A 13,425-nucleotide genomic window follows, 5' to 3' on the forward strand; every position below is an offset into this window, starting at 1 on the left:
CTCGGGATAACATAAAACGCCAATGCGTATTTTTATTTTTAGTGTAACGCATTATGTAACTCACGACTAACATCAAGACGTAAGATTTCAACTACTAGACTTTGACTACCACTATTTACTTGCAGGGTAGTCAAACCAGAATCACTACTACCGGAAATTAAAGTAGTGGTAGCACCGTGGCTTGTTATTACGCTAGTAGTAGCAGGCGCGGCTGGAACACCTTGCCCTAATGAAGCTGATGCATCTGCAACTGTGATCGCATTATCATGATTCCAATCAACGGGTTTACCGGTTAACCAATCAAAAGCATAAAGTTTACCATCGCCTTTGCTTTGCGCGGCAGAACAAACATCGCTGCTACCACCGCCACCACAAACCGCAGTGGGAGCAAATACGGAGTATTCTGCGAATGGTGAAATAGTACCCATGGTTTCAAAGCGTGAAATATTAAATGGGGCCACCACTTTTTCGCCTGCGGGCAACTTGTAATACCACCCTCGTGAACTAGAAGTTGCCCAAGTGTTATTAGCAATATTAATTTCGGTTAAATCACTTTCGGTACATGGTCGAGTTACGCTGCTAGTGCTACAACTTTCTAAAACCATTGAATAGAGACGTTGTTGGTCACTACAAATATAACCATTAATAGTAGTACTTAATAACGGATTAGGTATAAGGTAGTCACGATCACCAGTACCAATAATAATTCGTTCTTTTCCTTGATAACGAGTTAGCGTAGGCGCAAAAAAGAACGGCCACCGCTGGTACTCACTGTTAGCAAGTGTAGTATCACCATTTGATGTAATTAGCGGATTGGTAGTTTTAAAAATTACTTGGGGGGTAAAATTAAACACGCCACTTGATAGCGCTGATGCTGGTGTTGGTATATGCCAGATCTGCCCGCCGTGATCGGCTGCAACTATGCCTGCCATCATCGGCACCCCACCCTCAGTATTGCGCGCATAAAATACTGGGGTTGCGGGGAATGAATACTTCATTGTTGCTGTAGCCGAGCTAACCGCATAAGTAACTTTCCATAATACTGCCCCAGTATAGGCATCGAGCATAAATAGTGCGTTACCTTTTATATCGAGTGGATCATACCCGCCTGAAAGTAGCACTACCCATCGATCAACTGCTTTAGTGGCAGGATTATTATCGTGATCCCAAGCTAGTGGACCTATTGAAGCTGGCGAAGGATAAACATCAAGCCAACTATTGGCCATTAATGCATCTTCACTGCTACTAGGCGCGGGGAATTGCCATAAAAATACAGGATTAGTGGCATCAGTAACATCAAGTGCAACATAGCGTTGACCACCATCGCGATGACCATAAATGGCTACCGTTTTCCATTTAGTTTTGTTACTAGCAATATTTTTATCAGCGGTTGGGTCAATCCAAATATCACGCACCATTACTGAGCCATCAACCATAAATTTATGGTTAGCTAAACCACATGAATGGGTTGCTGGGTTACACATGTCTTTAAGACGGGGAAGCATCTCAGGGCTCACAAAAGCCCATAATTCTTTACCTAATTCTGGATGAGAAGATGTATCTTCAATGTATGCCCCCCCTATCCCGGCATTGGCATCCCAAACTCCAGTTAAAAATGCATGCAGCATACCGTCATTAGCACCTACTAACATAACACGCGATCGTGAAGTATAAGTTGATTGAAAACCTTGATAAGATGCGGTCGCTGCCCAAGCCCCGACATCAGTACTGCCACCAGGACGCTGCAAAGTAGCTGGTATTGAGTGAAAAATATCGCCAAGCTTCCACCAGCCATCAATTGGTTGACCACCATGTTGAATATTGTTGAGATTGCGCTCTTCACTAGTATTGGTATCACCGTCGATATCATATACATCTAACCCACGGAAAAAATTAACCAGCTTTTGCCCATCACTAACTGTCGCCGTGCCTAACTCGGCAAGAAAGCGCGACCCGGTAGTTACATTAGCCTCGGTAAAATCTATTTGCGTGTATGCAGGTGGTAATGAAGTATCAGGCACCGCTGTTTTAATCACTCGATTGGCTGCAGTTACATAACAAGATGAGACATCAAGGTCGCCTTGATCTGAAGGAACCACCCCAAGAGTACCTGCAACATCACCTGCTAAACAAAGCGATGAATCCCATAATGGTTTTGAGCTTAAATAGCCATCGCTATCATAAATCGGTGCGATGGCACCATTTGCATCAAGAATGCAGGTGCTATCACCAGATGGACAAGTGCAAGCATTACCAAGTAATGCAGAATTTGCGACATCACAAAATGTAAAACCGTAAATATGACCTTCCCACAACGAGAATTCGTCACTGGGGCGAAAAACGGCATTGGCAACCGAAGCTTGACCAGATTGATTAGTAGCAGGGACAGACGGTGCGGTAAAACCTACGGTGCGATGTAAAATATCTGAAATAATTTCAGTAAGCGCATCACGTAACTCTGCTACACTCGTTGCCGGCAAACATTTTCCTGAGCCCCCCGTGGCTACATCATCTAATAATCCGTAACATTTAGTTGGGTCAGTTTCATCAGTTATACCGTAACTCACTGCATAGGTTTTAACATCTTGAAGCCCCGAAATATCTGAACGCATGTCTAATTGGGTTAAGGCATAAGCTACATCATCAACTAATGAACCACCATACTGGTACAATCCTCCAACCATACCTTGATTTTTATAATAACCGTCACTCATACCAGTGACTTCGCCATTAACAAAAGGCACTCTACTGCCTGCAGTAGCGTCCCACATGGGAAAACCGTCAGTAATTAATACCACAAAATTCTTAGCTTGTGTGCAAACTGATGAACCATAGTCGCATATCGGGGTGTTTACACCGGTAGTTGTAGTAAAATATTTGCCAACATTATCAAGGGCCATAGCAAGTGGGGTACCCCAATCCAGCGTATAGCCATTATAAAGATAGTTTATCAAATTGCTGTCAGACGGATTAAAACATTGGGTTGCAGGATCACCATCAAAGCAAGCAGTGCCTGTAGTTTGCGAACAAGGGGGTTTCACCGCATATTGAATAGAACCGCTACTACCTGTAGCAGGATAATAAATATTGCCACTGTCATTAAAATCAGAAATACCAATACGAACGTCGCCGCTCATATTATTTATGGTATCGGTAAAAGCTTTAACTAAGGCCACTACCTTAGTTGGATAGAAGTTTAAAAAATCACCTAAGACGTAAGGGTAATCTTTGTTAAGGCCACCGGTAGTAGCACCACTGCCGCCGCTATATGGTATACAATATTTATAAGAATATTTATAATAATAGCAGCCAGAAATCGAGCAACCGGAGCCGCCTGAACACATTGAACATATGTGACTTTTACATATACCGCTAGTACATTCATAGCCATGACTACAGTACCCACCTAAATCTGGCGCTGTCGGTGTGGTCGGTGTTGACGAACACATATTTAACGGATCGCCACTAGCGTTATCTGCTGGCTCCCAAAAATAACCATGCGTACGCATGCTATAAATACAGCGTGATTTTTGATAACAGTTATCAGTAACACTACTACTGCTACAAATAGTGCTAATAACATCGTCAAATTTATCTTGTTCGGTAGTACCGCTACCGGTGGCTTGTACCGTATACTCAAAAGCGACACTATTGTGAGTGTATATGTTCCAAGGTGGAAACATATCATCGGTAGGGCCACTTTTGCGTTCGTCAAAAATCGGATACCTAGTGCCACGATAAGTTGTACCGTCACTGTTATATAAACTGCGATATGGATCAGCAACGCTGTCACCGGTAACATCCGGGCCGCTTAAGCCTTCTAGTACTGAATTTACACTGATCATAGAACTATTAGGCCCGCTAATCAGCGTCATATTTTGATTTTTGCTGCATTGTCGTGTACCTGATAAATCTTCACAAATCAGATCGTACATCGAATTTGAACTATCAAACAAGAAAACAATGTTAGGCGGAGCAGTAGAACTTGTACCAGCACCTGCTTCAAGCAAGTGTAAATCATCAGCAAGCGCAAACTCTACGCCACTAACAAAAAATACGATCGAGGCAATTACAATAACTCGCCAACTAAAAACTTTAAACAATGCAAAAACAAATGCTCGCATCATCGACTCCACCAGCGAAATCTTCTTATTTACGGCGTAGCAATGCCATAACGTAGTACCAGTTGGACTTCACGTTCGCCAAAATTAGGCCCCCTACAAGTCGCAGTAGTCGTTATAAAATGAATACCGCTACTTAAATTTGCACCACCACCGCCACCGCCGTAATCAAGCTTATTAGTAATATTCACACCTTCAAATGCAGAAGAAAAATCGCCTGAAGTGGCCGCAAGTTCAGTAAACGGTACAGTGGCTGCAACATTATCATAATGCCCAGCTTGATAATGCAAAGTATTACCACCACCAATATCAATATCGGCAGCGATTGATTGAGCGCTATTATCAGGAAGTATTGAACGTATATGCTCAAGCGCCGCGCGTGCACAAGAAGCTGTTACTTCACGCGAGCGAAAGCCGACACTGCTATTTAATTCACTACCAGTAATCGCCACTGCAGCTAAACCGCCGACTAAAACTATAAGCAAAAGAAAAGTTACTACGATAAGAGCGGCACCGCGCTCGGTCGAAGAAGAATTTTTTTGCATACAAAATCGCTGCTTAAGCTGCAATTTTCCAATAACCTTTGGTGATGCGGGAAGGTCATCTTGTGGTTCAAAGAGCTCACCATGCTCGGGTGCGCATAGGGACGAGGGATCTTTTTCTATTGGAAAATGAGATTTCTCCCTACGGTCGAAATGACAGGAGGGAGAATCGAAATGACATGCGGTTTTCGTTTTAGCCGATGCTGGTAAAAATGACTTCATCTTGGGCTCCGCGCTACAGTTCTTAGCAATGTGACTATCTGGCTATCTGGCTATCTGGCTATCTGATTATACTGCAAATTTTACGCCATTATTGATCGGCCACCAATCATTATGTTTTCAGGCTATTATTTTATTATATTCGCAACCTGTACTAAATACTTTTTGCGTTATGACGCAAATTTTTGCAGGGTGCGCAGGTATGATCACATCATCTAAGGTATGTCTGATTTATTAGACACTCTTTTTTTAATAAGCTCACTTAAAATTCTTAAGTTTTTAAGTTTCTGTTCTTTAAATCTTCATTTTTTTAACTTGGTATTTAAAGAATTTAAGAATAGGGAACGGGGAATGAAAGGCGATGATATAGCTGAAACATTTAGGGACACCCCCAAGCTTTATACATCTTCACGCAATGAATCTAACTCATTTATATCAAGCGTTTGTTTGGTGCGAAACACGCCAATAATAATAGCTAGCCCCACTGCTGCTTCGGCTGCTGCTATTGCAATTACAAAGAGAGCTAGTACATGACCACCAACGTCGCCATACTGTTTTGCGTAGGTGAGAAATAACAAATTGGCTGCATTTAGCATGAGTTCAACACACATAAGCACTACTATCGCATTACGACGCATAATCGCACCAATCATACCAATAGCAAACAAACCCCCAGCGAGTGCAATAAAATGAGTTGAACTGATAGTGGTAATTGTGCTCACACTAATCTCCGTAGCCCTAATACTACTGCCCCCAAAACTGCGGTTAATAATAACAAAGATATAGCTTCAAAATCGAATAAGTATCGAGTTAACATTAGCTGAGCAATATTATAAACCGAGCCGTTAATAGTACTTTTTGTAATGGCTTCATTATTTTGCAAATTTTGAATTATCACATAGAAAAAATATGTTGCCGATACAGCACCAAATAATTTTGTAAGAGAAAAATATGTTGGTCTAAAATTATCAGCCACTTGCAGATTTAAAAGCATTATAACAAATATAATAAGCACTACAATAGCCCCAGCATATACCAAAATTTGCATAGCCGCGACTAAACCTGCGTCAACAATAATATATACAAGTGCTAAAGAGACTAAAGAAATAATAAGAAACATAGTTGCACGTAATGGATTACGTGTAAGAATCATTAGTAAAGCAGCAACAAGCGTAGTAGCTGCGGCGAAATAAAATAAGAATGCTATCATTAATTTTAATCCTCCCAAGTAGTATTGCCGCTTGGGGCAATTTCAGCATCAGGAAACCAGCAGGTTTTTCCTATATGTTCATAAAACTCATCTTTAAATTTATCAAAATAGCTTCGCGCAGGTATGGCGATAGCGTCAGCAAGCGGGCAAATAGTAGTAGAGGTCATAAAAGTAACTGTATCAGACAGCGTCGCTAAATCAGTATGACTACCCTTACCTATTTCGAGACGGCGTAGCATTTTTGCAATCCAGCCGGTTCCTTCACGACAAGGAGTGCATTGCCCACAAGACTCATGTGCATAAAATTCTGCTAGGTTTAATAAAACTCTAACCATACAAGTAGTATCATCAAGCACAATCATACCCGCGCTACCTAAAAGTGATCCTACTTTTTTGATACCGTCGAAATCTAATGGTGCTTGTGTCTCAAGCGGCCAATGTTCAACGCTTTTTTGGGGGGGCGCAAAAGACGTAACCTTTTGTTGCGGTGCATTATCAGCTAATGCTTGACATGGTCGTGGCACTAAAACTGGTGTCGAACTACCACCAGGAATTACCGCTTTAAGTTGTCGACCTTTCCATACACCACCGGCTAGCTCGATTAATTCATTTATAGGATAACCACTTGGAACTTCATAAACACCTGGTCTTTTTATATGCCCTGAGACACTTGCTAATTTAGGACCACCATTATGTGGCAAACCTTGGGTTAAAAACCAATCAACGCCACGCGCGAAAATCAAAGGTACACAAGCAAGCGTTTCTACATTATTTATAATTGTCGGGCCACCAAAAGCACCTACTATCGCCGGAAATGGTGGTTTTAATCGTGGACGACCAATTTTGCCTTCGAGTGATTCAAGCAAAGATGTTTCTTCACCGCAGATATAAGCACCCGCACCACGATGAACATGGCAATTGAGTTTAAATCTTGTGCCCATAACCGCATCGCCAAAAATTTTAGCGTTATAGGCTTCTTTAATAGCTGCCAAAATTCGGGTATACGGTTTGGTAAATTCACCACGAATATAAATGTAAATATCATTGGCCCCTATTGCATATGCCGCAATAGCAGCACCTTCAAGCAAAGCATGGGGATCACGGGATAGAATATAGCGATCTTTAAATGTGCCAGGCTCAGACTCATCAGCATTAACTATTAGGTATTTAGCTTTATCAGTTTGCTTTGGCACAAAATCCCATTTAACGCCAGTTGGAAAACCCGCGCCACCGCGTCCGCGCAAATTGGCTTGCTTAACGGTTGTTATTATTTCATTGGGATCGAGTTGTAAAACACTGCGTAACGCTTGATAGCCACCATCACGTTGATAACAAGCAAGCTCATAGCCATTGGCGATAAAAAATCGTTTAGAGAGTGTAGGCTCAAAAGCAGCGGGAGAATATTGATGGTCACTCACAACAACCCTCCCAATACCGCTTCAAGCTTAGCGCAGGTTAAATTTTCAACTAAAACACCATCAACCCATAAACAAGGCCCGGTAGCGCAAGACGCCAAACATTCTTCATGTAAAAGTGTTACTCGACCGTCAGCAGAGGTCTCACCTACCTTTATACCAAGAATAGTTTGGGCCCGGGATATAATCTCTTTAGCACCACGTAATTCACAAGAAAGCGTACGACATATTTTTACCACATGCCGACCAACTGACTGCTCGTAGAGCATTGAATAAAAAGAAACGACCTCACTAATACGAGTTGGTGGCACATCTAAAATCTCAGCCACCTCAAGTTGCGCCTCTTTTGATAAATGCCCTATCTCTTGTTGTACTAAATGTAAGGCTGGCAAGGTAGCCGCAAGTGGGGTGGGATATTCACCCATCAATTCTTTAATTCGCGTGACTGTTGATTGTGATAGTACTTTTACCATGATTATAAATTACATTCTATAACACTAAAATTAATGCCAGTCACAATAGCAAAAGGTGTAAATATGAAATTTACTAATTTTACAATATATTTCTATTTTCTTATTTCGCGATCAATTCGGTCAAACATATGCTTTGCTGCGTCAGTACTAACTGATGTAGCAAATTTGTCTATAGTTATTTTTTCAAGCTTATTCACAATTTGATTAACGGCATTACTAGCTTGCTCACTATTAAGCCCCTGTGCCTTAAGTAGGTTTGGCATTATATTGCGAAAAATAATCACCATTTGATGTAAGGTCACATCTTGGGGAGTGCAACCACCTTTTTTTAACGCAAGACGTATCGACCCCCTTGCTTGCGGTGCTGAAAGACTAGTTTTCTCAACAAGTATTGATGCCGTCTGTTCAAAAACACTGTTAGGCATCATTGTGCTTGATCCTCTGCGTATCGTTCTCGTAAAAATCGTGGGGGAAAAAATGTAATCCACATGAACGAAATGCTTAATAGCAGCAATATTGGAAGAGTAATAGAATTTAACCAATATGGGGTTGCAACTAAATATCGCGACCACAATACAAACCAATGCATAAGTAACATTATGCTGGCAGCAAACCAGAGAAGATATCTAATACTTAAAAACGGAGATGCTAGACCAATAAGTGCACGACGTTTAAATAGGCGATGGTAATACCACATTTCTATTGCTGCCCACAAAAAACTCATAGTAATCAAAATATCGCAGACAAAAACGACAAACGAAACGTCAGTGCTAAATAAAGATACTGCAAAACCAAAGATAGTAATCTCTACAATCCATGTAATTACTAAAGATGCAGCAACAGCAATATTAATCGCTTTGGCCCACAAACGCCCAGGGCGAAACAGTCGCCAGTTTGCAATAAAGAGTGATATTATTAACATTGGATAAGAGATTTCTAATCCCCAATGAAAAAACCTATTAAGTATGGGTGTATTAACGGCAACAGTTAAAGTGTTAAATACGTTAACAATTGCGCCTAGAAACCAAGCGAGCCCCCAGAAAAACTCGGGTGTTCCGCGAGTTTGGCGCGACAGTAGTAATAAGCGTACACTAAAAACTAAACATAAAATGGCAGCAATACTAAGACATACCGACTTAATAATTAGCATCGATTGACTCTTTGTGAACTTATACTGCTAATTTTAATGCCGTGATTAAACCTACTGATAATATTAACGTAACAACGACATGGGCGCTATAAGTTTTTCACTTTTGGTTGCTATAGTGATGTGGTAACGTCAAAATCCACAATCAACGGTAAATGATCTGACAACTCTCTCCATGGTGAGCCAACTAATCTTAGTGCCTGCTTGGTTGCAATATTGCGAACGTATACACGATCGAGATTAAAAACCGGTCGGCGTGAATGCCAGGTACGCACCGCTTGCGGTGGTAAGTGGCCAAGGGCATTGATGAAACCCAATTGATTAACAATTATTTTTTCGAGCTTACGATTCCAGTCATTAAAATCACCGGCCATAATAACCGCATCACTGGTTTGCACGCGATTAGCTAATATTGCCGTAATACTTTTAAGCTGAAATATACGTTGCGCTTGATTAAGACCAAGATGAACGTTGAGCACATGTACTTTTCGACGAGCCACCTCAAGACAAACGTATAAAACGCCACGTCTTTCGATCTTGTTAGTTGATACATCATAGTTACATGCATGAGTAACTGGATGGCACGTAAAAGTAGCATTACCATGATGACCATCTCGGCGATGCTTATTGGGTTCGTAATACGAATTTAGACTTAGCATTTTGCCAAGTTCAACGCTTTGAGAAATCATAGGGTAATAAAAATGAGAAACCTCCTGACATAACAGTAGGTCAGGTGCATAATCACGCAAGGCATTGCCCAAGCTTTTAAAATAATTACCCGCGAATACTGAAGCACCTTTGCCTTTACGAATATTATAGGTGATGAAACGAATATGATGAGACAACTTATATACTTCCTTTAGTCATACCAATTATCATTTGGTCGATGTTAAAAAACTTATCTATTATACCTTAAATTGGCAAACTTTTCAGCAACTAAAAATGTTTCGTTAATCCGCTTAGTTAGAGCATTATTAAAACGTGAAGCAGAACAAACACAACTATTAGCTCTACGCTCACAGCTTGATCCGCATTTTCTTTTTAATACCCTCAATGCAATTGCTGAATGGTGCAGAGAAGATGGCATTGTTGCTGAACGAGCTGTGCTACAATTAGCGGCGATCCTTAGAATAATATTAGAAGGAGTAAAAACTACTACCTGGCCACTTGCACAAGAAATTGATCTAATAGAAACACTATTTTCACTACATCGTTTACGTGACCCTCAATTATTTGAATTGAATATCAATATCACTGATGTATGTTATAAAATTTTAATTCCCCCATTAATATTGCTGCCGCTAGCTGAAAATGCCGTTAAGCATGGTCCACATTCTGGACATATTGGTAAAATTTATTTAATTGCCAACTGTGATGAAAGTGAATTGGTATTAACAATCATAAACCCGGGGACCTATCTTGGCCCGCGTCTAGGTAGTGTTGGATTGCCCCATTTAAAACGTCGTCTTGATATTATCTATGGCGGTAAGGCTTTATTTAATATTGCAGCACAAGATTCACAAACACATGCAGTTTTGCATTTGCCTATTAACGGACCCATAAATGGGGAGCTATCATGAGCCTGAAATTGCGAGTGCTAATAGCTGATGATGAACTCATGGCTCGCAAGCGTTTATTACGCCTATATTCTGTATTTTTATAATCCAGAAGCAATAACTACTTCTTGCACAGCTTCAGCATGCAAACGCGGTATAGTCTCATCACCGCCAGCGGCCATACGACTTGTGCGTGCCAATACTTTAGATTGTTTTAAGTCTATCAATTCTTAACTTACTGTTTTTATTTAGATAAAAAATCTATTTAATTAATCGTTTGACAGCAAGTAAGGCTCTACATTATGGCCTTTTTTCGTAACCGGTGCCTACCATACGAAAGTGTGAGGCATAATAGGGAACCTGGTGAAAATCCAGGACTGCCCCGCAGCGGTAAGTGAAAACGAAGTCCACACATAGCACTGGCTAATTATGCTGGGAAGCTGTGGGCAATAGGAAGACGACAACAACTAATTGTGTGTCGTTAAGCTCACAAGCCCGAAGACCTGCCGGTACCTGATCTCAGAGAGAAAACTGAGACTGTCTATTAACCTTACGGCCTCGCGGGAGGCAAAAGGAGTAGCAATGTCAAACATTGCATCACTTGCGCATGAAATTTCATCAACTGTTGTTATTACTAATAACCCTTCGAATATTACTCCTCTGTTTTCAACTATTATCAAACGTGACGGAACACGTGAGCCTTTTGCTGCTGCACGCATTGCAAAAGCTATAGAACTTGCTGGCAAAGCTACCCATGAATATGATGCGCAAGAAGCACAACGACTTGCTCGCCGTGTGTTAGTTATTGCGGCTGCTACAACTCAAAATGAGCCGACGGTTGAGGGGATTCAAGATTTAGTTGAAGACGTGCTCATGGCCTCACCTTTTCGTAAAGCTGCACGTGCATATATTCTATATCGCGAACAACATCGGATATTACGTGAAATACATAGCAAACAAAACACTAAACTGGTTGACTCATATCTTGATAAATCTGATTGGCAAATATCTGAAAATGCCAACATGGCTTTTAGCTTACAGGGACTAAATAACCATATTGCTAGTGAAGTTATTCGTAAGTATTGGCTTGAACAACTATACCCACCGGTTGTACGCAATGCTCATGAATCGGGTGACTTTCATATTCATGATTTAAATTTATTGGCTGTCTATTGTGTTGGTTGGGACTTAAGCGATTTATTGCTGCAAGGTTTTTGTGGCGCAGATGGTAAAGTCGAAAGTAAACCAGCACGTCATTTTCGCACCGCGCTCGGACAAATAGCTAACTTTTTTTATACCCTTCAGGGGGAAGCAGCTGGCGCGCAAGCCTTTTCAAGTGTAGACACCTTGTTGGCTCCCTTTATCGCATACGATAAGCTTTCTTATAAAAATGTAAAGCAAGCGATACAAGAATGGGTTTTTAACCTAAACGTTGCCACTCGCGTTGGTTTTCAAACACCTTTTACTAACATAACCCTTGATTTCAATGTACCGACAAAACTTCACGATCAACCAGTAATTATCGGTGGCAAATTACAAAAAGCAACATATGGTAACTTTCAAAATGAAGTCGATATGTTCAACCGTGCTTTTCTTGAAGTCATGATCGAAGGTGATGCTAAAGGGCGTGTTTTTACTTTTCCAATTCCTACTTATAACATTACTAAAGATTTTAATTATGATGATCCTCGTCTTTCGCTTTTATGGGAAGCAACTGCACGTTATGGCATCCCCTATTTTGCCAATTTTGTAAATTCGCAAATGTCTCCTGATGATGCGCGCAGTATGTGTTGTCGTTTGCGGCTTGATACTCGTGAGCTGCAACATCGCGGTGGCGGATTGTTTGGTGCTAATCCGCTTACTGGTTCTATTGGGGTAGTTACGCTTAATCTACCACGCCTGGGACACTTTGCTCATGATGAAGATGATTTTAAAATTCGTTTAAGTGCGCTTATGGATATTGCTCGTGATAGCCTTATACTAAAACGTAAAATTTTAGAACGTTTTACCGAAGCTGGGCTATATCCATATGCCCGCCATTATCTGCAAAGTATAAAAACACGTTTTAACTCATTTTGGCATAATCACTTTGCAACGATTGGTATTATCGGTCTTGAAGAAGCTACGCAAAACCTGCTCGGTGAAAGTTTATTGTCAGAAAGTGGGCGCGCTTTCGGTTTACGTATGCTTGATTTTCTGCGCGCGAAATTAATTTCTTTTCAAGAAGAGACCAATACACCATTTAATTTAGAGGCTACTCCAGCAGAGGGCGCAAGTTATCGTTTGACCAATCTTGACCGCAAGCATTATCCTGATATGCAGATTTTTACTCAAGATAATGATATCGTTTATGCAAATTCATCGCAACCACCTATTGATGCTTTCAATGACCCCTTTGAACTGCTTGAACAACAAGATGAATTTCAAGTACAATATACTGGTGGTACTGTGCTGCATTTTTATCTTGGCGAACGTGTTGAGGATTCTGCCACAGTTAAAAACTTTGTCCGTAAAGTTTGCGCAAACTTTCATTTGCCTTATTTTACTTTAACCCCAACTTTTTCTATTTGTCCTGAACATGCTTATCTTGCAGGCGAGCATCAAGTATGTCCGCATTGCGGCGCACCAACTGAAGTATATTCGCGTGTCGTTGGTTACCTAAGACCTGTACAACAGTGGAATCCTGGCAAACAAAAAGAGTTCTCGCGGCGCGGCCTATTTGATCAAAATCTTAGGTAATTT

Annotated in this window: 11 protein-coding genes and 1 riboswitch; of the genes, 2 read left to right on the top strand and 9 right to left on the bottom strand. The window is 40.9% G+C overall.

The features are described from left to right. Positions 1-38: 38 nt before the first annotated feature. The 9 genes from JW841_13475 to JW841_13515 form a co-directional block, all read right to left on the bottom strand. On the bottom strand, positions 39-4,127 hold the full coding sequence (locus JW841_13475; GenBank protein MBN1961950.1) for a hypothetical protein: 4,089 nt from the start codon (positions 4,125-4,127) through the stop codon (positions 39-41). A gap of 26 nt (positions 4,128-4,153) precedes the next feature. Beyond that, on the bottom strand, positions 4,154-4,885 hold the full coding sequence (locus JW841_13480) for a hypothetical protein (GenBank protein ID MBN1961951.1): 732 nt from the start codon (positions 4,883-4,885) through the stop codon (positions 4,154-4,156). Between the two features lie 395 nt (positions 4,886-5,280). Next, a complete protein-coding gene (nuoK, locus tag JW841_13485; protein MBN1961952.1) occupies positions 5,281-5,586 on the bottom strand; it encodes an NADH-quinone oxidoreductase subunit NuoK in 306 nt (101 codons plus the stop codon). Positions 5,587-5,600: 14 nt separating this feature from the next. Then, complete coding sequence (locus JW841_13490; GenBank protein MBN1961953.1) at positions 5,601-6,092, bottom strand: NADH-quinone oxidoreductase subunit J; 492 nt, start codon at positions 6,090-6,092, stop codon at positions 5,601-5,603. Positions 6,093-6,097: 5 nt separating this feature from the next. Continuing rightward, complete coding sequence (locus JW841_13495) at positions 6,098-7,510, bottom strand: SLBB domain-containing protein (GenBank protein MBN1961954.1); 1,413 nt, start codon at positions 7,508-7,510, stop codon at positions 6,098-6,100. Then, positions 7,507-7,980 (bottom strand): NAD(P)H-dependent oxidoreductase subunit E, encoded by a 474-nt coding sequence (locus tag JW841_13500; protein ID MBN1961955.1) that lies wholly within the window; start codon positions 7,978-7,980, stop codon positions 7,507-7,509. The genes JW841_13495 and JW841_13500 overlap by 4 nt, the downstream gene beginning before the upstream one ends. A 92-nt stretch (positions 7,981-8,072) precedes the next feature. Then, the gene (locus JW841_13505; GenBank protein ID MBN1961956.1) at positions 8,073-8,408 is read right to left on the bottom strand and encodes a hypothetical protein; all 336 of its coding nucleotides are present in this window, start codon (positions 8,406-8,408) and stop codon (positions 8,073-8,075) included. Further along, positions 8,405-9,130: a hypothetical protein gene (locus JW841_13510; protein ID MBN1961957.1), complete on the bottom strand. Its 726-nt coding sequence runs from the start codon at positions 9,128-9,130 to the stop codon at positions 8,405-8,407. The genes JW841_13505 and JW841_13510 overlap by 4 nt, the downstream gene beginning before the upstream one ends. Positions 9,131-9,240: 110 nt before the next feature. After that, positions 9,241-9,972, bottom strand: coding sequence for an endonuclease/exonuclease/phosphatase family protein (locus JW841_13515; protein ID MBN1961958.1), 732 nt, complete (start codon positions 9,970-9,972; stop codon positions 9,241-9,243). 72 nt (positions 9,973-10,044) lie between these two features. On the opposite strand from JW841_13515, the gene JW841_13520 reads away from it, so the two are divergent. Continuing rightward, positions 10,045-10,707 carry a histidine kinase gene (locus tag JW841_13520; protein ID MBN1961959.1) on the top strand — a complete coding sequence of 221 codons (663 nt, stop codon included), beginning with the start codon at positions 10,045-10,047 and terminating at the stop codon, positions 10,705-10,707. Between the two features lie 279 nt (positions 10,708-10,986). Then, positions 10,987-11,209: riboswitch (cobalamin riboswitch) on the top strand. A 134-nt stretch (positions 11,210-11,343) separates the two neighbouring features. Beyond that, positions 11,344-13,422, top strand: a complete 2,079-nt coding sequence (locus JW841_13525; GenBank protein MBN1961960.1) for a ribonucleoside triphosphate reductase — start codon at positions 11,344-11,346, stop codon at positions 13,420-13,422. Positions 13,423-13,425 lie beyond the last annotated feature (3 nt).

The sequence above is a fragment of the Deltaproteobacteria bacterium genome (assembly GCA_016931625.1).
Taxonomy (GTDB): Bacteria; Myxococcota; XYA12-FULL-58-9; order XYA12-FULL-58-9; family JAFGEK01; genus JAFGEK01.